The following is a 20,215-nucleotide window of genomic DNA, read 5'->3' as shown; positions in this document are numbered from 1 at the left end:
AGATGGCGGGCGAATTGACGACCAATAAGAAGAAAATGACTGCCGGGCGGCTGAAAAGCCGCCCGCAGTTTCTTGCTGTCCGCAATGGCGAAAAGCGCAGGGGCAGCTTCTTCCTGCTCGAAGTCCTCGACCGGAAGGAACCAGAGGCCGAAGCCCGCGTCGGCTTCACCGTCACCAAGAAACATGGCAACTCGGTCGAAAGAAACCGCATGAGGCGGCGCCTGAAAGAGGCGGTGCGACTTCATGCAGGGTTTGCAATGCAGCCCGGACACGACTATGTGGTTGTCGCGCGAAGAGACGTGCTGCAAGCACCCTTCGAAAAATTAGCCGCAGAGCTCAAAACTCGCGTCGAGACCAAGCCGAAACACAAGCGGTCCGGAGACGGCCGCCCCAGGAACGTATGATGCAAAACAACCGCAACTACTTCATTGCGATCGCCCTCTCCGTGCTGATCGTTCTCGGGTGGCAATTCCTCTACATGAATCCGCGCATCGAAGCGCAGCGCAAGGCTGAACTCGCTCAAAAAGCGCAGCAGAAGACCGAACAGGTGCAGACCCCTGCTTCGGGTGGCGCGGGTACGGCCCAGACGAGTGGCGCCGCGCCTTCCGGCCAGGCTGCCGCGACAACCTCGCTTGCTGACGCACTTGCCAAGAACCCGCGCGTCACGATCGATACCGCCGCTCTTGCCGGCTCCATCAACCTCGTCGGCGCCCGTCTCGATGACCTGAAGCTCAAGGGCTATCACGAGACCGTGGATGATTCGAGCCCGATCATCACGCTCTTCAGCCCGTCGGAGACGAAGGACGGCTACTTCGCCGAACTCGGCTACATCGGCGACGCCACCACCGGCAGCGTTCCGGGTCCCTCGACCGTCTGGACCGCACCGGAAGGCGCCAAGCTGACCGAAACGACACCGGTTACGCTGACCTACACCAATGACAAGGGCATCACCTTTGCCCGCACGATCTCGGTCGATGAGCACTACATGTTCACGGTCACCGACAAGGTTACCAATGCGGGCCAGGCTCCGGCGGCATTGTCCTCCTATGGCCGCGTCACCCGTTACAACAAGCCTGCCGTTGCCTCGACCTACGTGCTGCACGAAGGCTTCATCGGCGTGATCGGCGACAGCCTGCTCGAGAGCAAGTACGCCGCTGTCGAGAAGGAAGCCGTAACGCCGGCAACGGCAACCGGTGGCTGGCTCGGCATCACCGACAAGTACTGGGCGGCAACGATCATTCCGCCGCAGCAGACCCCGTACGATGCACGCTTCACGCACTTCACGGATGGTCAGCCGCGTTTCCAGGCCGACTACAAGCAGAACGCCGTTACCGTCGCTCCTGGCCAGTCGCTTGAACTGAAGAACCTCGTGTTCGCCGGCGCCAAGGAAGTTCCTGTCATCGACGGCTACGAGAAGACCTATTCGATCCCGAAGTTTGACCGGTTGATCGACTGGGGCTGGTTCTACTTCCTGACGAAGCCGATGTTCAGGCTGATGGACTTCTTCTTCCGTTACTTCGGAAACTTCGGCGTCGCCATTCTGATGACCACCATCGTCGTCAAGGCGCTGTTCTTCCCGCTCGCCAGCAAGCAGTACGCTTCGATGGCGAACATGAAGCGCGTGCAGCCGAAGATGGAAGAGCTGAAGGCCAAGTTCGGCGACGACCGCATGGGCCTGCAACAGGCGACGATGGCGCTCTACAAGGAAGAGAAGATCAACCCGATCGCCGGTTGCTGGCCGATCGCACTACAGATCCCGATCTTCTTCTCGCTCTACAAGGTGATCTACATCACCATCGAGATGCGCCACGCGCCGTTCTTCGGCTGGATCCAGGACCTTTCGGCGCCCGATCCGACGTCGTTCATCAACCTCTTCGGCCTGCTGCCGTTTGCGGCGCCCGCCTTCCTGCATCTCGGCGTCTGGCCGCTGATCATGGGTGTGACGATGTTCCTGCAGATGCGCATGAACCCGACGCCGCCGGATCCGACGCAGGCAATGATCTTCAACTGGATGCCGCTGGTCTTCACCTTCATGCTGGCGAGCTTCCCGGCAGGTCTGGTCATCTACTGGGCCTGGAACAACACGCTGTCGGTGATCCAGCAGTCGGTGATCATGAAGCGCCACGGCGTGAAGATCGAACTCTTCAGCAACCTGAAGGGGCTCTTCAAACGAAAGCCGGCCCCGACGGAGAAATGACCAAAGCCCCGCTTCGGCGGGGCTTTTCATTTCAGCCGGCATTGCTGCGGTAACCTGGCAGCTGCCGGTCGGTTGACAAAATCGCCGGAAACCTGAATGCCATAGGCACATTGGATCTGGACTGGAAAAGGCCGAATGACCGACAACAAGAACGACAAGCCGCTATTCGGGCGCCCCTGGACCTTTATCCGCGGCGTACCGTCCCTGAAGTTCCTGCCGCCGGAAGGGCCGCTGGAAGTGGCCTTTGCCGGCCGATCGAACGTCGGCAAGTCGTCGCTGATCAATGCGCTCGTCAGTCACAAGGGGCTGGCGCGTACCTCGAATACGCCGGGGCGCACGCAGGAACTCAACTACTTCGTGCCGGAGGGTTACTCCGGTGAAGCCGGCGACCTGCCACCGATGGCGCTCGTCGACATGCCGGGCTACGGCTACGCGCAGGCGCCGAAGGACCAGGTCGACGCCTGGACGAAGCTCGTCTTCGATTACCTGCGCGGCCGCGCGACGCTGAAGCGGGTCTATGTGCTGATCGACAGCCGCCACGGCGTGAAGAAGAACGATGACGAGGTTCTGGATCTGCTCGACAAGGCGGCGGTCTCCTATCAGATCGTTCTGACCAAGACGGACAAGATCAAACCACCGGCTGTGACCAAGCTGCTCGCGGACACCGCGGAAAAGATCAAAAAACGGCCGGCCGCCTATCCCGGCATCATCGCCACCTCCTCGGAAAAGAGCGAGGGTCTCGATGACCTGCGTGAGGCGATTGCCCAAACGGTCGGGATCGCCAACTGGAAATGAAAGAAGGCGCCCAGATGGAATTGGGCGCCTTACGCTGACTGCCTGAACCGGCTTACATTTTCGGCAGCAGAACCTTGTCAACGACGTGGATGACGCCGTTGGACTGCTTCACGTCAGCGATGGTCACATGGGCGACATCGCCGTTTTCATCGGTGATCGTGATCTTGCCCATGTTTTCCTTGGCCTTCAGCACGCAACCGCCGACCGTCTTGATGTCGTGTTCGCCGCCGTCGGCCTTGATCATCTTGGCAACGGTTTTGGCCATCGCGTCAGCGGCGACGACGTGGCAGGTCAGGACCTTCGTTAGTTGGGCCTTGTTTTCCGGCTTCAGCAACGTATCGACCGTGCCGGCGGGCAATTCCGCGAAGGCTTCATTGGTCGGAGCAAAGACTGTGAAAGGTCCCTTGCCTTCCAGCGTCGATACCAGACCAGCAGCCTTTACCGCCGCAACCAGCGTCGTGTGATCCTTGGAGTTCATGGCATTCTGCACGATATCCTTGGTCGGATACATTGCGGCGCCACCGACCATTGGGTTCTTGGCCTGCGCAGCGAAAGCAAATGCGGAAACGGCAGCAGCAAGCACGCTCAAGCGCAGTGCGGACTTCATCATGATGGTTCTCCTCTAGCGTCCGTGGCTAAGCCGACCGGATGCCGACATTCCTTACGGACATGAGGATCTACGAGAGGCTCGTGGGGAGAGTTTCAGCCAGAGCGCAAACTTGCTGAAAAAAGGTCAACGGCGGTGCGTCGTACCGCTTGCCACGATCGGCCCGGTGGCCTGCCCGGTCGGCGAGCCGCCGAAAGGCTCGAGGCTGACCGCCAGAGTCGCGCCTTCGTCTACGCTGCCGCGCATATCGACAGGGATGACCAATTCGCCTGCCTGACCGGGAGGAAATACGCCAAGCGATCTTGGTGCACCGCTTGCCGGAACAAGCCAGAGCTCCAGCGACTTCTCTTCGGGCTTGCCGGTGGCGATGGGTACGATCCGCAGTTTTCCGCTCTGTCGTTCATAGGAGGCAAGTAGATTGACCTGGCTGCTGGAGGCTGTCAGTTCAGCCACGAGCGGTGCAGGGGCCTGAGGCGGAGTGACGGCAACGGTGGCAATCGTTAGTGCGCCCGCGGTGATCAACAGCGAGACGAGCGCGAGGCAGCGCCAGAAAATGAGCGAACCCCACACTCCACGCGCCGGCGCCGGGGTTGCTTCAGGCGCACCAAACAACCGCGCCTCGATCTGCTTGAACGTTTCCTGGCTGGGGCTAACGACGTCGTAATCGTCGTTGAAGGAGGAGAGATTGGTTTCCCAGCGGCTGACGATGGCCGCGAACTGCCTGTCGCGACGCATCCGCTCCTCTACAACTCGCCGATCCTTGAAGGAAAGAACACCAAGAACATACTCACCGGCGAGTACCTCGTCGCGGGAGCGGCCTCCCTTGCTCTGATCCGGCGATGTCATCGTTCCATGCACTCTCTCAGTTTCAAGAGGCTGCGACGCAGCCATGTGCGCATCGTGTTCAAAGGGACGCCAAACTGATCGGCCAGTTCCTGATAGCTCTGCCCTTCGACGTAAGCTTTCTTCACCGCCATTGCCCGATCAGCTTCCAACTCTTCCATGCAGGTGTCAATGCGCCTTCCTTCATCCTTGATCACAGTCTGTATCTCGGGGGAGGGTTCGTCATCCGCGAGGTCGTAGGCACTATCGAGTTCGTCGGCAATCGGCTTTCGCGCGCGCATGATGTCGATCGCCTGGTTGCGCGTGATTGCCGCGAGCCAGGAAGACGGCGCACCGGATCCGGCAGCGAACACGCCGGCACGCTGCCAAATCTTCACGTAGACTTCCTGAAGCGATTCCTCGGCCTCGGTTCTGTCCTTCAAGATACGCAGGCAGATGGAAAAGAGTTTCGGGCTGGTCTCGCGATAGAGCGTGGCAAAGGCCTTGCGATCGCCGATCGCCACCAGGCTGATCAGATGCGCGATTTCGTCGCTTGTCATGCCATGCCCCTTACCACTAGCCCGACTCCCCGGGCTTACTGCCAGCTGATACGGCAAACTAATGGCCTCTGGATTATTCCATCTGTCAAAAACTTGAGATAAAAGGCCGCGATCAATTCCGCGGGGTATCCCATGAACCAGTCCGAAAGCGAAACCCAGGCACGCCTGCTTGCGCAGGCCCTGCCTTTCATGCAGCGCTATGAGAATAAGACGATTGTCGTGAAGTACGGCGGCCATGCCATGGGCAATGCCGAGCTCGGCAAGGCTTTCGCGAGCGACATCGCGCTCTTGAAACAGTCCGGCGTCAATCCGATCGTCGTCCACGGCGGCGGCCCGCAGATCGGCGCGATGCTGACGAAGATGGGCATCGAATCGAAGTTCGAAGGCGGCCTGCGCGTCACCGACGCCAAGACGGTCGAGATCGTCGAAATGGTTCTCGCCGGCTCGATCAACAAGGAAATCGTCGCGCTCATCAACCAGACGGGCGAATGGGCGATCGGCCTTTGCGGCAAGGACGGCAACATGGTCTTCGCCGAAAAGGCGCAGAAGAAGATCAAGGACCCGGATTCGAACATCGAGCGCGTGCTCGACCTCGGCTTCGTCGGCGAGGTCGTCGAAGTCGACCGCACGCTGCTTGACCTGCTTGCCCGCTCGGAGATGATCCCGGTCATCGCACCGGTCGCCCCCGGCCGCGACGGCGCGACCTACAACATCAACGCCGACACGTTTGCCGGCGCGATCGCCGGTGCGCTGAACGCCACCCGCCTGCTTTTCCTAACTGACGTTCCTGGCGTTCTCGACAAGCAGGGCAACCTGATCAAGGAATTGTCCGTCGCGCAGGCGCACGCGCTGATCGCCGACGGCACGATCTCCGGCGGCATGATCCCGAAGGTCGAGACCTGCATCGATGCGATCAAGGCCGGCGTCCAGGGTGTCGTCATCCTGAACGGCAAGACCGCCCATTCGGTGCTGCTCGAGATCTTCACCGAGCACGGCGCGGGAACGCTGATCGTTCCCTGAGCCTTTGCCGGACCTCTGTTAGCCCGCGGCGGCATAGACCGCCGCGGCTGCCTCTTTCAGCTTCTCCATCATCGCCCGATATGGTCCCGGCCCGTAGCTGACGCGGCTGACACCGAGCTTCGCCAGCGTTTTCACGTCCGGGGCGCCCGGCCGCATCATGATGTTGACCGGCAGCGGCGACGCGGCGCAGACCTTCTCGATGAGACCCTCGTCGATCAGCCAAGGCACGAAGAAGCCGTTGGCGCCGGCGGCGGCGTAAGCCTTGCCGCGCTCGATCGCTTCCTCAACCAGACCGGCATGCTTCGAAAGATCACCTTCGCGCAGGAACAGATCGGTGCGTGCATTGATGAAGAAGGCAATGCCGCGGCGGTCCGCCATCTCGCGGATGGCGCGGATGCGGGCGACCTGCTTCTCGACGGCGTGCAGCCCTTCGCCGCCAACCACCTGATCTTCAAAGTTGATACCGACTGCGCCGGCGTCGATCAGCTTTTCGACATTGGTGGCAGCACCCGCCGGATCGGTGGAATAGGCACCCTCGAAATCGACCGAGAGAGGCAGGCCGTTGACCGCGGTGATCTGGCGGGTAGTGGCGATCAACGCCTCCATCGGAATCTTTTCACCATCACCATAGCCCTGCGCTGCCGCGACCGACCAGCTTCCGGTCGCCAGCGCCTTTGCGCCGGCTTCGGTCACCGCCTTCGCCGTTCCGGCGTCCCATATGTTATAAAGGACGACGGGATTGCCCTTTTGATGCAAGGCGCCGAACGCCTTTGCCTTCTCAGCCTGGTTCATTGAATTCCCTCCACAGACAATCTCTTGGATTTCATCTCATTTTCGTGTCGCAAAAGCCATTGCTTGCGCCAGAGCCCGCCGCCGTAGCCGGTCAGTGAGCCATCGGCGCCAATCAGCCGGTGGCAGGGGATGACAATCGCCATCTGGTTCGCCCCGTTTGCGCGGCCGACGGCGCGCACGATCTGCCGGTTTTCCATATCGCGCGCAATGTCGCCGTAGGCGCGTGTCTCGCCAACGGGTATCTCCATCAGCTTCGACCAGACCTGCCGCTCGAAAGCCGTGCCGAAACCCAGCGCAAGCGGCGTCCGGAAGGATGCCGATCTGCCATCGAAATACGCCTTCAGCTCGGCATCGATCTGCTCGATCGCCGGCGTGCGGCCGGCTGCGACGGTAGAGCGCGTCTTGCGCTGCAGCTTGTCTAGCTCAGCAGGCAGCGCCTTGCGGTCGTGGAATTCGAGGAGATGCAAATGCGTCTGGTCGGCCACAGCAACCATGGGGCCGAGCGGCGTTTCGAACCAATCCGCACGCAGAAGGTCGCGTTTCTGCGATAGCGCGGGCGCTTTGCCGATCAGCCGCTGAAATGCCGCGCGGAAGCCGCTGCCCGATTCATACCCTGCCTCGATCTGAGCGTCGATGACACGGGCGCCATTCGCCAGCTGTTTCGCCGCCTCGCCAAGACGGCGATAACGGGCGATATCGAGAAAGGTCATGCCGAGGGATCGCTTGAAGGCTCTCCGTACGGTCGAGGGATCGTAGCCGCCCGCAATCAGATCGTCCTCCGTCCATCGCGCTGCGGGATCGCGGTCGAGCGCGGTGAGGAGCTGGTCGACGATCGGCTCCCTGCCCGCCTCCTCCAGAGGCCGGCAGCGTTGGCAGGGCCGAAATCCGGACTGCATGCAGGTGGCGATAGAACCATAGAACAGCGTGTTTTCCCGCTTCGGTTTACGAGCCGGGCAGGTCAGCCGGCAGAAGATGCCGGTTGTCTTGACGCAGACATAGGCAAGGCCTTCATAGGCCGGGCTGCGGGCAATCAGCGCATCGTAAAGCGCGTCGTCACTGGGAAGGTCGAAGAGCATGAGGAGTTCTACCATCCCTTCCCGGCTGCGTCCGCCGCAAATCGGGCGTCTATTTTTTCTTGCCGATTTCCTTGCCCGGCAAGCCGTGCCATAACGACCGCATGACCAAGATAGATCGCACGCCGACCAAGGCGGACTTCTCGCATGTGACCGAGTGGGTTTTCGACCTCGACAACACGCTCTATCCGCACCACGTCAATCTTTTCGCGCAAATCGACAAGAACATGACGGCCTATGTCGCGACCCTGCTGCAGATGGAGCGGGACGAGGCGCGTAAGCTGCAGAAACAGTACTACCTCGATCACGGTACGACCCTGCAGGGGCTGATGATCCACCACGGTATCGATCCGAACGACTTCCTCGAGAAGGCGCATGCGATCGACTATTCGAGCCTGACGGCGCAGCCGGAACTCGGCGCGGCAATCAAGGCCCTGCCGGGCCGCAAGTTCATCTTCACCAATGGCAGCGTCAGGCATGCCGAGATGGCGGCGGGCGCGCTCGGCATCCTCGAGCATTTCGACGACATCTTCGACATCGTGGCCGCCGATTTCGTGCCGAAACCGGCGCAGGAGACCTATGACAAGTTCACTGCGCTGAAGCGGATCGAAACCGGCAAGGCGGCGATGTTCGAGGATCTCCCACGCAACTTGAAGGTCCCGAAAGCGCTCGGCATGCAGACGGTCCTGCTGGTGCCGAACAATCTCGAGGACACGGTCGTCGAATGGTGGGAAAAGACCAGCGGAGAGGACGATCACATCGACTTCGTGACCGACGATCTCACTGATTTTCTTGCGAAGATTGCCGACTAGATTACAGAAATTTCATCCAGCTTACCGATCTTTAATTGGGCAATTTGCCGCACCGGCCCTACCCTTTCACCTGTAGTCCTCATTGTGATTGCAGATCGAAAGGAATTGAGATGTCACGAAACAAGCTGATACTGGCCGCACTCTCCTCCGTCATGATCGTCGGTGCCGCAGCCGGCACCAGTTTTGCCGCCTCTCACGACAAGAAGCACCATTCGTCGCGCCCGCAACACGCCATGGGCATGATGATGGGGCCGCGCATGGGCGCGATCCGTGAAGTCATCTTCGTTCGCATGCTGAAGCAGTTCGACACGAACAAGGACGGACAGATTTCCAAGCAGGAAGCCAAGGACGGGATGGAGGCAATCTTCGTCGCGATCGATACCGACAAGGACGGCTCCCTGACGCCAGGCGAAATCCGCAAATACCGCGAAGCGCAGATGGCCAAGGTAAAGGCACCCGCCGATGATGCAACGGATGACGATGCTACGCCGATGGCGCCGCCGGCCGATGCCGACAATGCTCAGCCGGCGCAACCGCAGCCCGGTCCCGACGGCCGTCCGGATCGCCGCGGCATGCATGGCGGGATGATGCGCGGCATGATGATGATGCAGCGCTTCGATACCGACGAGAACGGCCAGATCTCCAAGCAGGAAGCCGAAGCGGCATTCGACAAGTTCTTCACCTGGATGGATCGCAACAAGGACGGCACGATCTCGCTCGACGACATGCCGGATCGTCCGTTCCCGTAAGCTAGAGCTTACATAGATCGAAGCCCGCCCACCGGCGGGCTTTTTCTTACTCGTGGTGTTCGTAGAAATCCTGGATGATCTTCCAGGCAGCGTCGGCAGTATCGACGAAGCTGATCAGGTCGACATCGTCGGGCGCAATCGTGCCGAATTCCGCAAGCGCCTCGAAATTGACGATGCTCCTCCAGAACTTCTCGCCGAACAGGATCAACGGCATCTTTTCCATCCGGCCGGTCTGGATCAGCGTCAGGCACTCGAAGAATTCATCGAGCGTACCGAAGCCGCCAGGGAAGACAGCGATCGCCTTTGCCCGCACCATGAAGTGCATCTTGCGGATCGCGAAATAGTGGAAATTGAAGCTCAGTTCCGGCGTCACATAGACGTTCGGCGCCTGCTCATGCGGGAGCACGATGTTGAGGCCGATCGAGGGAGCACCTTCATCAGCCGCACCACGGTTGCCGGCCTCCATGACACCAGGGCCGCCGCCCGTAACAACGACATACTCATGAAAATCGAAGCCCGCCGAATATTTCGAGCACAGACGGGCGAACTTGCGTGCTTCGTCGTAGTAGACCGAAGCTGCCTCGAGGTTGGCGCGCTGCGTTTCGTTTCTCGCTGCCCAGGCGCTCTGGCCTGGCGCCGGAATGCGGGCGCCGCCGAACATGACGACCGTCGACTTGATTCCGCGCTCGGTCAGCAGCATTTCCGGCTTCATCAGCTCCAGTTGCAGGCGGATCGGCCGCAGCTCTTCGCGGCATAGAAAGTCTTCATCGACATAGGCAAGACGATAGGCAGGTGACAGCGTCTGGGGTGTTTTCGGCACGGCTTCGGCGCGATGCTTGTCGGTTGCGCTCGTCTTCAGCGGGTCCCAGACGCCATCCTTGCGCCGCAGCCTGCTGTTTTTTGTTTTTGCCATGTCAAAATGCCTCTCAGTACGCCCGGCAGGTGGTGCCGGTATGTCGTTTCCTGCTTTGAATTGGGAGAGTTACCACGCCCCGAAAAATCATTCCATTTTACCCCTGCATGGGATAGAGCAGATCGCGTCCCGCCAATCACAATTCCGGAGGCTTCGGTCTCCACGATAGAGATCGAAGTTTAAGGAATTCCCATGAGCGCCAGCGACCTTTCTTCCCTTGAAAAGACAATCGAAGCTGCCTTCGATAACCGTGACAACGTCAATACGTCCACGAAGGGCGAAGTTCGCGACGCTGTCGAGGCAGCGCTCGAACTGCTCGATGGCGGCAAGGCACGTGTTGCCGAGCGCGGCAGCGACGGCGCCTGGAAGGTCAATCAGTGGCTGAAGAAGGCCGTGCTTCTCTCCTTCCGCCTGAACGACATGGAGGTCGTCAAGGGCGGTTCGGGCAACTCGACCTGGTGGGACAAGGTGCCTTCCAAGTTCGAAGGCTGGGGTGAAAACCAGTATCGCGCCGCCGGCTTCCGCGCCGTGCCGAACTGCGTCGTGCGTCGCTCGGCCTATATCGCCAAGAACGTCGTGTTGATGCCGTCCTTCGTCAATCTCGGCGCCTTCGTCGATGAAGGCACGATGGTCGATACCTGGGCGACAGTCGGTTCCTGCGCACAGATCGGCAAGCATGTGCATCTCTCTGGCGGCGTCGGCATTGGCGGCGTTCTTGAGCCGATGCAGGCCGGCCCGACGATCATCGAGGACAACTGCTTCATCGGCGCGCGATCGGAAGTCGTCGAAGGCTGCATCATCCGCGAGGGCTCGGTCCTCGGCATGGGCGTCTATATCGGCAAGTCGACCAAGATCGTCGATCGCGCCACGGGCGAAGTGATGTACGGCGAAGTGCCGCCCTACTCCGTCGTCGTTGCAGGCTCCATGCCTTCGGGCAACGCCACCATGGCGAACGGCTTGCCGGCACCACACCTCTACTGCGCCGTCATCGTCAAGCGCGTCGACGAAAAGACCCGCTCGAAGACGGGCATCAACGAACTGCTGCGCGACTGATCAAGTCTTGGCGTTCCGGCGGTCCGCGCATCTGAAAAGACGCGCGCCGCCCGAACGCTGACGGTCGGACTTGATCCGGCAAAATGAACGGCACATTTCAACAAGGCGGCATCGCCGGCTTGCCTTTTCTTTGCCATTACAGCTGGATAGTTCCACTCCCATGACCGCTACCGATCCCGTCGCCAATCTTCAGACCCTGATTCGCTGCCCGTCCGTCACGCCTGCCGAGGGCGGTGCGCTTTCGGCACTCGAAGCAATGCTGTCGCCGCTCGGCTTCAAGGTCGACAAGGTGACGGCGACGGAACCGGGAACGCCCGACATCGAGAACCTCTATGCGCGGCTCGGCACCGAGGGCCCGCACCTGATGTTTGCCGGGCATACGGATGTGGTGCCGGTTGGCGACGAAGCGGCCTGGACGCATCCGCCCTTTGCCGCCGAGATCGCCGACGGCGAACTCTTTGGCCGTGGCGCGGTCGACATGAAGGGCGGCGTTGCCTGCTTCGTTGCGGCCATTGCCCGCCATGTCGAAAAGCATGGAGCGCCGAAGGGCTCGGTCTCCTTCCTGATCACCGGCGACGAGGAGGGCCCGGCGGTCAACGGCACGATCAAGCTGCTCAAGTGGGCGGCCGAGCGCGGCGAGCGATGGGATGCCTGCCTCGTTGGCGAACCGACCAATCCGGACCAGCTCGGCGACATGATCAAGATCGGTCGTCGCGGTTCGCTGTCCGGCAAGATCACCGTGCACGGCGTCCAGGGCCATGCCGCCTATCCGCATCTGGCCGACAACGCGGTGCGCGGCATCCTGCAACTGACGCAGGCCCTGATGCACCCGCCATTCGATGCCGGCACCGACAACTTCCAGCCGTCGAACCTCGAAGTGACGACCATCGACGTCGGCAATCCGGCGACGAACGTCGTGCCGGCCAAGGCGACAGCGAGCTTCAACATCCGCTTCAACGACACGTGGACAGCGGAAAGCCTGCAACAGGAGATCCTGCGCCGGCTCGATGCCGCCGCCGCGGACGGTGTGCTGCGCCCCGGCCGTCCGCCGCTCAAATACGACATCATGTGGGCTGAGCGTCCGAGCCACGTCTTCCTGACGCGCAACAATGTGCTGATCGCCTCGCTATCCTCCGCCGTCGAGAGCGTAACCGCCCAGTCGCCGAAGCTTTCCACCACGGGCGGCACGTCCGACGCCCGCTTCATCAAGGATTATTGCCCGGTCGTCGAGTTCGGCCTCGTTGGTCAGACAATGCATATGGTCGATGAGCGCGTTGCCGTTTCCGACCTCGAGCGACTCACGGTAATCTATGAAACCTTCATCGAGCGCTGGTTCGCGAATGCCGGGCTTTAGGGAAGTTCAATACTATCTTGCCGGAATCTGGCTGCTGATCCGCATGGACCCGCGCGGCTTCCGTTTTCTCGACATGTCGGAGCGCGGCGTCAACCGCTCGTTCTGGGCGATCTTCTGGTGCCTGCCGCCGATGGGGATCTCGTGGCTCTGGTGGCGCCAGGCCTTCCTGCAAACGATGCCGCCGCACACCAATGTCGGCGCGCTCTTCTATTTCCGCCTCGGACTCGTCGAAGCCGCCAACTGGTTCGTACCGCTGGTTTTTGCGGGCTTGCTGCTGCTCGCCTTCAAGAAGGGCGAGCGTTTCGCGCCCGTCATCGTCAGCGTCAATTGGCTGGGTGTGCCGCTTTCCTATATCAACGGGCTGCTGCTGGCGCTGGTCTTCTTCCTGCCGCAACTGATGGGCTTCGTGTCTCTGCTGCTTTTGGCTTTCATGCTGGCGCAGGTCTTCGCCATCGCCCGCATTCTCAGGATGATCTTCCACGGCCAAGGGCTGATGGTTGGCGCGATGACGCTGGTGCTGCTGGTCCCGTCGCTGATGCTGTCGGAATACCTGCAACGCTTTCTCGGCATCTATCCCGTCTAGCAGCTATTTGCCTTGAACGACTTCACCATCTTCCTTCGTGAAGGTCCCGATGGAGGCATTCGGCAGGATATCCAGCACCGTCTCCGAGGGCCGGCAGAGCCGCACGCCCTTTTCCGTGACGACGATCGGGCGATTGATCAGGATCGGATGCGCGATCATCGCGTCGAGCAACTGGTCATCACTCAGCGATGGATCGTCCAATCCGAGTTCATCGTAGGGCGTGCCCTTTTGGCGCAGCAGCGCGCGGACGGGGATCCCCATCGCAGCGACCAGCTCGGCCAATCGCTCGCGTGTCGGCGGCGTTTTCAGATAGTCGATCACTACCGGCTCCTCGCCGGATTGGCGGATCATCGCAAGCGTGTTGCGCGAGGTGCCACAAGCGGGATTATGATAGATCGTCGTCGTCATCGCGTGCCTCCTTTTCCCGCCGGCGATCGGTGATCACCTCGGGATAATCGACCTGCATGAAATAAAGTCCGTCCGGCGGCGCCACCGGGCCGCAAGCCTTGCGGTCGCGGGCTTCGAGCGCGGCGCGCACATCGTCTGGTGTCCATTTCCCCTCGCCGGCGAGCTTCAATGTGCCGGCGAAGGAGCGGATCTGGTTGTGCAGGAAGCTCTGTGCGGTCGCGCGGATTTCGATCAGTTCGCCGCTTCTTGTGACGTCCAGCCGATCCAGCGTACGGACAGGACTATTCGCCTGGCAATGGGCGGAACGGAAGGTGGAGAAATCGTGCTTGCCGACAAGGGTCTGCGCGGCCGCATGCATAGCATCGTGATCGAGAGGTTTCGGCACCCACCAGGCCTTGCCAGCCTCGAGTGCCAGCGGCGCCCGGCGGCTGATGATGCGGTAGAGATAATGGCGCCGCAGCGCCGAGAAGCGGGCATCGAAAAACTCGCTGGCCGCTTCCACGTTGATGATCGCGACCCGTTCGCCTGCCATCTTGAGGTGGGCGTTCAGCGCATTCTGCAGCTTGAAGGGCGACCATTCCCTGGCAAGATCGGCATGGATGACCTGGCCTGTCGCATGGACGCCGGAATCGGTGCGGCCGGCCCCGCGGATCGACACCGTTTCGCCGCTTGCCGAAAGAATCGCCTTCTCAATCGCGCCCTGGACGGAAGGTCCGTTGTCCTGCCGCTGCCAGCCGACATAAGGGCCACCGTCATATTCGACGATCATGCGGTAGCGATGCATCAGGTGAGCCTCGTACCTGATGCAAGCGGCGTTCCGCGAAGGAAATCGGCAGCCTGTAGCGGCTTGCCGCCAGCCTTCTGCAGTTTAGTGAGACGTACGGCGCCGGTTCCGCAGGCGACAACCAGATCGTCGGTCAGCAGGTCACCCGCAACCCCTTGACCTTGTGCGAGCTCGGACGCCAGCACCTTCACACGTTCCGGCTTGCCGCCGATCGCAACCTCGAACCATGCGCCGGGAAACGGCGCCAGGCCGCGAATGTGATTGTGGACGTCGGTAGCGTTCTTCGAAAAGTCGATCCGCGTCTCGCCTTTGTCGATCTTGGCGGCGTAGAGCACACCGTGCGACGGCTGGGGCGTCAGGGGCAGCTCGCCCATCTCGAGCTTGACGATCGCCTCGGCCATCGCCTTGGCACCGACATGCATCAGTCTGTCGTGCAACTCGCCAGCCGTGGTGTTGGCGCCGATCTCGACTTCGCTGGTGAGGGCGACCGGGCCGGTATCCAGCCCCTTGTCCATCTTCATCACCATCATGCCGGTCTTTTCGTCGCCGGCCATGATCGCCCGCTGGATCGGGGCGGCACCGCGCCAGCGCGGCAAGAGCGAGGCATGACCATTGTAGCAGCCAAGGCGGGTACCGGTCAGGATCGCCTCCGGCAGCAGCAGGCCATAGGCCACGACAACGGCAACGTCGGCGTCGTGCGCCTTGAAGCGCTCACGTTCTTCCGGATCCTTGAAATTCACTGGCGTAAAGACGGGAATGCCGAGCAGTTCAGCGGCTTGATGCACCGGCGACTTCTGCAGATCGAGACCGCGCCGCCCACCCGGCCGCGGAGGCTGCGTATAGACACCGATGATTTCATGCCCGCCATCGACCAGCGCGCGCAAGGTCGGAACAGAGAATTCGGGCGTACCCATGAAGATGATGCGAAGCGACATTGTATCTCGCCATGTTGCAGATCGTCACCCGTCTTCAAACGGGCTTACGAGCCTAAGATCAAGTCCATTGGCTTGCCCGGCGACATCGCCGCCGGAGTTCCAGGCGCTTGGGGTCGTCGTCGGATCGTAATCGACTCCCGGCAAACCCCGCTTAAAGCGCCTTCGCCGACTTCGCTGCCTTGGTGAACTTCTTGATCACCATGTCGCGCTTCAGGCGCGAGATGTGGTCGATGAAAAGCACGCCGTTCAGGTGGTCGATCTCGTGCTGCAAGCAGGTCGCGAGCAAGCCGTCGGCCTGCACCGTCTGCTCCTTGCCGTCGCGGTCGAGATAGTTGACGGTGACGGTCGCCGGCCGTTCGACTTCGGCGTAGTAATCAGGGATGGATAGGCAGCCCTCTTCGTACACCGAGCGCTCGTCTGAGGATGCGACGATTTCCGGGTTGACGAATACCAGCGGCTGCTTCTCTTCGCCCTCGCGGGAAACGTCAATCACCAGCATGCGGCGCGGCACGCCGATCTGGATGGCAGCAAGGCCGATGCCTGGCGCGTCATACATGGTTTCAAGCATGTCGTCGGCGAGACGCTGAAAATCGGCGTCGACGCGCTCGATCGGCTTGGAAACCTGACGAAGCAGCGGATCGGGGAGAATGATGAGTGGCTTGATGGTCATGGCGTTCCCATAACGCATCTTTTTCCAGGATGGAATTATCCGGCAGGCGGGCGGGACGCTTTTTTACGTCCCAGCCCGGATTTTCGCCGCATTCCTTTAAGCGGCGCGGCGTGGCGCGGCCATCGAGCGATGCTCGCCGCCGGTACGGAACCGCTGCAGCAGCGCCACAAGATTGTCGACCTCGCCGCGCAGATGCCGGGTTTCGGCCGAAGTGTTCTCGACCATGCCCGAGTTTTGCTGGGTAATGGTATCCATGTTGCGGATGGCGATGCTGACCTCATTGACGCCGGTTGCCTGATCGCGCGCGGCGGCGGCGATATCGGCAACAAAGCGGTTGATGATGTCGATGCGGTTGATCATGTCGTTGAGCGCCTCACCGGTGCTGCTGACGATGTCGACGCCCTCGTTCACCTGGATCGAGCTCTCCGAAATCAGGTTCTTGATTTCCTTGGCGGCGTCGGCTGTGCGTTGAGCGAGCTGGCGGACTTCCTGCGCGACAACTGCAAAACCCTTGCCCGCATCGCCGGCACGCGCCGCTTCGACGCCGGCGTTCAGTGCCAAAAGGTTTGTCTGAAAGGCGATCTCGTCGATCACGCCGATGATCTTGGAGATCTCCGTGGAAGACTTTTCGATGCCGGCCATGGCGGAAACTGCGCTGGTCACAAGCTCGCCGGAGTTCTTCGCCTTCTGCTGCGTTTCGCGAACGGCGCCAGATGCCTTTTCGGCATTTGCCGCCGTCTGGCCGACGCTGACCGAGAGCTGCTGCAGCGCCGCCGAACTTTCTTCGACACCGGCGGCCTGCTGAGCGGTACGCAGAGCAAGGTCATCGGACGCCTTGGCAATTACATCCGTACCCTTGAGAATCTCACCCGAGGTTGCCCGCACAGAGACGAAGGAGGTGCGAAGTGCGGCGACAGCACGGTTGTAATCGTCAGCCATGGCTTTGAAGTTGCCCGGAAGATCGGGTGGCAGAGTCGCCTCGAGATCGCCGTTAGAGAGTGCCTCCAGCCCGCGGCGAAGATGATCGAGTGCGATCGCCTGATCCTGTTCGGCCTTTGCACGTTCCGCTTCCAGCGTCCGGCGCTTTTCTTCAAGAGTTTCCAGGTAGACCGAGATCGAGTAATCCATGTCGAGCATCGCGGCCTTGATGACAGCTGCCAGCTTCTCGGCCAGGACCTTGCCCTGCTGCCTGCCAAACATAGAAGGCCACTGCTTGGCCATGAGGCCCTTCACGAGTTCGCTCATCAGCAAAGCATAGCCGCCGATGTACCAGCGTGGCTCGAGCCCGATGCGGGCGTGCGTCTTGCCGACCGCAACCACCCCCTTCACATAGGACTCGTCGAAGTTGCCGCCCGCTAGGTTCGCCCAGTGGTCTTCCTGGCGCTTCTTAGCATGGCCCATGTGCGCCTTGTCGGCGAAGAAGCTTGCGACATCAGAGGTCTTCGCCAGTTTCGCATAGAACTTGTCCAGTGCGCCACCGAGCAGCTCGGAGATCGCCGGGCGCATCTCCCGCAGGGCCGTGCGCGCTGCATCATCCAGCTCAATGAAATCGAGGCGTTGCTTGAGCGCGCTGTCGGACTGCTGGCTGGTCATGATGTCTCTGCTTCGTGATTGATACGGAAGGGAAAAATTGAGCAGAGCTTTTGCGCAATATGGTTGAGTAATGGTTAAATGAGCTTGTCATTTGTCAGCACTCGTTTCTTCCGGCATTGCGAGCGTTTCGAAGTGACTGTGAGTTGTTCACGTTTTGATCTAGTCATCTCATCCCGATTTGCTATGGTTGCGCCATGAACACCAGCTCTGAGTCGCTCTTCCTCGCCCTGTCGCATATTAGCCCCGCAATGCTGGCGCTCGCCGGCGGCGGAATTGCCGCAATGATCTTGCTCCTGGTCGTCCTCCTTGTCCGCAGTGGGCAGGTGCGGCGCGAGCAGGCGGAGGTTGCGAGCCTGCGCGCGGCAGAGGCGGATGCCCGCATGGCGGAACTTCTGAAGATCCAGTCCGAGATGCACGGGCGGATGTCGACGATGGCGGAAGTGTTCGGCTCGAGACAATCCGAATTGAACCAGGCGATCAACCAGCGCCTGGACGGAATGTCGCAGCGCGTCAGTACGACGATCAGCGAACAGACGAAGTCGACACACGAAAACCTGCAGCGGTTGCAGGAACGTCTCGCCGTCATCGATGCCGCACAGAACAATATCCAAACTTTGGCAAAGGACGTCGTCGGCCTGCAGGCGATCCTCTCCAACAAGCAGACGCGCGGAGCCTTCGGCCAATCGCGCATGGAGACGATTGTCGCGGATGGCTTGCCGATGGGCGCCTATGCCTTCCAGCAGACGCTGTCGAACGGCTCGCGCCCGGACTGCACGATCCGCATGCCGAACGGCGCGCCGCCGCTGGTGATCGATGCCAAGTTTCCACTTGAGGCCTGGAACGCGATACGCGATGCCGGCGGGCCTGACGGAGCCAAGGTCGCCTCGCAGCAGTTTCGCCGCGACATGGAGACGCATATACGCGATATCTCCGAAAAATATCTGATCCAGGGGGAGACGCAGGACACCGCCTTCATGTTCGTCCCGTCGGAATCGATCTTCGCGGAGATCCACGAGAATTTCGAAGCGATCGTCCAGAAGGCGCATCGGTCGCGCATTGTCATCGTGTCGCCGTCACTGCTGATGCTCTCCATCCAGGTCATCCAGGCGGTGCTGAAGGATCAGCGCATGCGGGCCCAAGCGCATGTCATCCAGGGCGAGGTGGCGAACCTGATGGATGACCTCGGCCGGCTCGACGAGCGCGTCCGCAAGCTGCAGAGCCATTTTTCCATGGCTCAGAGGGACGTCGACCAGATTCTCACCTCCACCGATAAGCTCACCAAGCGCGGCGCAAAGATCGAGGCCCTGGAGTTCGAAGGCAGCGACAATGGCAAGGCCGCGGCGCGCGACAACGACTCCTCGCCGAAATCCGTCGATAGCCGCAGCGGGCTTCTGAAGCTCAGAGTGGTTGACGACGAGTAAGCCCTTCGGGCAGTGTCGCGCCCAAGAAAAGCACGGGACGGGACACTCATGATCACAGTTTTCGGCTCCATCAACATGGACCTCATCGCCACCACCGCGCGGTTGCCGAAGCCCGGCGAGACCGTCGCCGGCAACGGCTTCTCGACGGCTGCTGGCGGCAAGGGCGCCAACCAGGCGCTTGCTGCGCGACGGGCGGGACGAACCGTTCACATGGCAGGCGCAGTCGGGCGAGATGGCTTCGCCGAGCCGGCGCTCGCGCTGCTGAAGGAAGCCGGCACCGAGCTTCAGGCGGTCAAACAGGTCGACGAGCCGACTGGCACCGCGTTGATCCTCGTCGGCGGTGACGGCGAGAACATGATTGCCGTGGTGCCAGGGGCAAACGGCACGATAACGCCAGCCGATGCCGACGCGGCGGTCCGTGCCATGAGCAGGGGCGACATCCTGATGCTGCAACTCGAAGTTCCGGTCCCGGCGGTCGAGCAGGCCCTGGCCAACGCCCGCGCCAAGGGCGTGACGACCGTGCTCAACCTTGCGCCGCTGATCGAAGACGCCGCCCGCCTCGGCCGCCTCGCGGACATCGTGATTGCGAACGAGACGGAATTCGAGCGGCTTGCCGGCCAGGAGAACATGGGCGCAGGCGACCGCGAGGCCGCATTGAAGCGCCTCAATGCGGAGACCGGGCAGACCCTGATCGTGACGCTTGGCGCGGACGGCGTCATTGCCATTCGCGACGGTGTCGTTTCTCGGGCCAAGGGACTGAAGATCGAGCCCGTCGATACGGTGGGCGCCGGCGACACTTTCTGTGGCTACTTCGCCGCGAGCCTCGATGAGGGACTGGATTTCGAAGCATCCTTGCGCCGCGCGGCGGTGGCCGGCTCACTCGCTTGCCTCAAGCAGGGGGCCCAGCCATCGATCCCATCGAGCTCGGACGTCGCAAACGCGCTATAAGACAGCCTCACCCGCGACACATTGAACCGTTCGCTGCAGATCCAGTCGATTTTTATAGGATTTCATTCAAATTTAAGAGGTTTTCGGTGATGTTCCAGCCATCACCGGACTTCCCTAGGGGGCCGG

22 protein-coding genes are annotated in these 20,215 nt (G+C 61.2%); 11 read left to right on the top strand and 11 right to left on the bottom strand.

Features of this window, described 5'->3' with window-relative positions; genetic code table 11:
* The first annotated feature begins 2 nt into the window (after positions 1–2).
* The 3 genes from rnpA (at position 3) to yihA (ending at position 2,992) form a co-directional block, all read left to right on the top strand.
* Positions 3–404 carry a ribonuclease P protein component gene (rnpA, locus tag FHT76_RS16270; protein ID WP_016552554.1) on the top strand — a complete coding sequence of 134 codons (402 nt, stop codon included), beginning with the start codon at positions 3–5 and terminating at the stop codon, positions 402–404.
* Positions 404–2,197: a membrane protein insertase YidC gene (gene yidC, locus FHT76_RS16265; protein WP_259185736.1), complete on the top strand. Its 1,794-nt coding sequence runs from the start codon at positions 404–406 to the stop codon at positions 2,195–2,197. Before rnpA ends, yidC begins: the two co-directional genes overlap by 1 nt.
* A gap of 135 nt (positions 2,198–2,332) precedes the next feature.
* Positions 2,333–2,992, top strand: coding sequence for a ribosome biogenesis GTP-binding protein YihA/YsxC (yihA, locus tag FHT76_RS16260; RefSeq protein WP_183753158.1), 660 nt, complete (start codon positions 2,333–2,335; stop codon positions 2,990–2,992).
* A gap of 52 nt (positions 2,993–3,044) precedes the next feature.
* Here yihA and FHT76_RS16255 read toward each other — a convergent pair whose 3' ends face one another.
* The 3 genes from FHT76_RS16255 to FHT76_RS16245 all read right to left on the bottom strand — a co-directional run bounded on the left by FHT76_RS16255 (position 3,045) and on the right by FHT76_RS16245 (position 4,981).
* Positions 3,045–3,602 carry a fasciclin domain-containing protein gene (locus FHT76_RS16255; RefSeq protein WP_183753160.1) on the bottom strand — a complete coding sequence of 186 codons (558 nt, stop codon included), beginning with the start codon at positions 3,600–3,602 and terminating at the stop codon, positions 3,045–3,047.
* Between the two features lie 123 nt (positions 3,603–3,725).
* A complete protein-coding gene (locus FHT76_RS16250) occupies positions 3,726–4,445 on the bottom strand; it encodes an anti-sigma factor domain-containing protein (protein WP_259126412.1) in 720 nt (239 codons plus the stop codon).
* Positions 4,442–4,981, bottom strand: coding sequence for a sigma-70 family RNA polymerase sigma factor (locus FHT76_RS16245; RefSeq protein ID WP_259126411.1), 540 nt, complete (start codon positions 4,979–4,981; stop codon positions 4,442–4,444). Before FHT76_RS16245 ends, FHT76_RS16250 begins: the two co-directional genes overlap by 4 nt.
* A gap of 132 nt (positions 4,982–5,113) precedes the next feature.
* On the opposite strand from FHT76_RS16245, the gene argB reads away from it, so the two are divergent.
* On the top strand, positions 5,114–6,001 hold the full coding sequence (gene argB, locus FHT76_RS16240) for an acetylglutamate kinase (protein ID WP_016552548.1): 888 nt from the start codon (positions 5,114–5,116) through the stop codon (positions 5,999–6,001).
* A gap of 18 nt (positions 6,002–6,019) precedes the next feature.
* Here argB and FHT76_RS16235 read toward each other — a convergent pair whose 3' ends face one another.
* Positions 6,020–6,793 (bottom strand): isocitrate lyase/phosphoenolpyruvate mutase family protein, encoded by a 774-nt coding sequence (locus FHT76_RS16235; protein WP_259126410.1) that lies wholly within the window; start codon positions 6,791–6,793, stop codon positions 6,020–6,022.
* Positions 6,790–7,869 carry a bifunctional transcriptional activator/DNA repair enzyme AdaA gene (locus FHT76_RS16230; RefSeq protein WP_259126820.1) on the bottom strand — a complete coding sequence of 360 codons (1,080 nt, stop codon included), beginning with the start codon at positions 7,867–7,869 and terminating at the stop codon, positions 6,790–6,792. Before FHT76_RS16230 ends, FHT76_RS16235 begins: the two co-directional genes overlap by 4 nt.
* 101 nt (positions 7,870–7,970) lie before the next feature.
* Here FHT76_RS16230 and FHT76_RS16225 point away from each other — a divergent pair, with 101 nt between their 5' ends.
* Both FHT76_RS16225 and FHT76_RS16220 read left to right on the top strand, forming a co-directional pair.
* Positions 7,971–8,678 (top strand): pyrimidine 5'-nucleotidase, encoded by a 708-nt coding sequence (locus FHT76_RS16225; RefSeq protein ID WP_114711094.1) that lies wholly within the window; start codon positions 7,971–7,973, stop codon positions 8,676–8,678.
* A gap of 110 nt (positions 8,679–8,788) precedes the next feature.
* Positions 8,789–9,427, top strand: coding sequence for a calcium-binding protein (locus tag FHT76_RS16220; protein WP_259126409.1), 639 nt, complete (start codon positions 8,789–8,791; stop codon positions 9,425–9,427).
* A gap of 46 nt (positions 9,428–9,473) precedes the next feature.
* Here the strand turns inward: FHT76_RS16220 and FHT76_RS16215 are convergent, their stop codons facing one another.
* On the bottom strand, positions 9,474–10,340 hold the full coding sequence (locus FHT76_RS16215) for an LOG family protein (RefSeq protein ID WP_183753168.1): 867 nt from the start codon (positions 10,338–10,340) through the stop codon (positions 9,474–9,476).
* Between the two features lie 192 nt (positions 10,341–10,532).
* On the opposite strand from FHT76_RS16215, the gene dapD reads away from it, so the two are divergent.
* From dapD to FHT76_RS16200, 3 genes are all read left to right on the top strand, one after another.
* On the top strand, positions 10,533–11,393 hold the full coding sequence (dapD, locus tag FHT76_RS16210; protein ID WP_183753170.1) for a 2,3,4,5-tetrahydropyridine-2,6-dicarboxylate N-succinyltransferase: 861 nt from the start codon (positions 10,533–10,535) through the stop codon (positions 11,391–11,393).
* 160 nt (positions 11,394–11,553) lie between these two features.
* Positions 11,554–12,747: a succinyl-diaminopimelate desuccinylase gene (gene dapE / locus FHT76_RS16205; RefSeq protein WP_259185692.1), complete on the top strand. Its 1,194-nt coding sequence runs from the start codon at positions 11,554–11,556 to the stop codon at positions 12,745–12,747.
* Positions 12,734–13,330 (top strand): hypothetical protein, encoded by a 597-nt coding sequence (locus tag FHT76_RS16200; RefSeq protein WP_183753179.1) that lies wholly within the window; start codon positions 12,734–12,736, stop codon positions 13,328–13,330. The genes dapE and FHT76_RS16200 overlap by 14 nt, the downstream gene beginning before the upstream one ends.
* Positions 13,331–13,333: 3 nt before the next feature.
* Here FHT76_RS16200 and arsC read toward each other — a convergent pair whose 3' ends face one another.
* From arsC to FHT76_RS16175, 5 genes are all read right to left on the bottom strand, one after another.
* Positions 13,334–13,738, bottom strand: coding sequence for an arsenate reductase (glutaredoxin) (arsC, locus tag FHT76_RS16195; protein WP_183860489.1), 405 nt, complete (start codon positions 13,736–13,738; stop codon positions 13,334–13,336).
* Complete coding sequence (gene truA / locus FHT76_RS16190) at positions 13,716–14,522, bottom strand: tRNA pseudouridine(38-40) synthase TruA (protein ID WP_183860491.1); 807 nt, start codon at positions 14,520–14,522, stop codon at positions 13,716–13,718. Before truA ends, arsC begins: the two co-directional genes overlap by 23 nt.
* Positions 14,522–15,457 carry a methionyl-tRNA formyltransferase gene (gene fmt, locus FHT76_RS16185; RefSeq protein ID WP_183860493.1) on the bottom strand — a complete coding sequence of 312 codons (936 nt, stop codon included), beginning with the start codon at positions 15,455–15,457 and terminating at the stop codon, positions 14,522–14,524. Before fmt ends, truA begins: the two co-directional genes overlap by 1 nt.
* 151 nt (positions 15,458–15,608) lie before the next feature.
* Entirely contained in the window at positions 15,609–16,127 is a 519-nt protein-coding gene (gene def, locus FHT76_RS16180) for a peptide deformylase (protein ID WP_114712448.1), read from the bottom strand.
* Positions 16,128–16,223: 96 nt separating this feature from the next.
* Positions 16,224–17,720 (bottom strand): globin-coupled sensor protein, encoded by a 1,497-nt coding sequence (locus FHT76_RS16175; RefSeq protein WP_183860495.1) that lies wholly within the window; start codon positions 17,718–17,720, stop codon positions 16,224–16,226.
* Between the two features lie 194 nt (positions 17,721–17,914).
* On the opposite strand from FHT76_RS16175, the gene FHT76_RS16170 reads away from it, so the two are divergent.
* Both FHT76_RS16170 and FHT76_RS16165 read left to right on the top strand, forming a co-directional pair.
* Positions 17,915–19,141, top strand: coding sequence for a DNA recombination protein RmuC (locus tag FHT76_RS16170; RefSeq protein WP_183860497.1), 1,227 nt, complete (start codon positions 17,915–17,917; stop codon positions 19,139–19,141).
* A gap of 48 nt (positions 19,142–19,189) precedes the next feature.
* Positions 19,190–20,089 (top strand): ribokinase, encoded by a 900-nt coding sequence (locus FHT76_RS16165; RefSeq protein ID WP_183860499.1) that lies wholly within the window; start codon positions 19,190–19,192, stop codon positions 20,087–20,089.
* Positions 20,090–20,215 lie beyond the last annotated feature (126 nt).

The sequence above is a fragment of the Rhizobium sp. BK176 genome (assembly GCF_024808055.1).
This window is presented reverse-complemented; position numbering and strand designations above follow the sequence as displayed.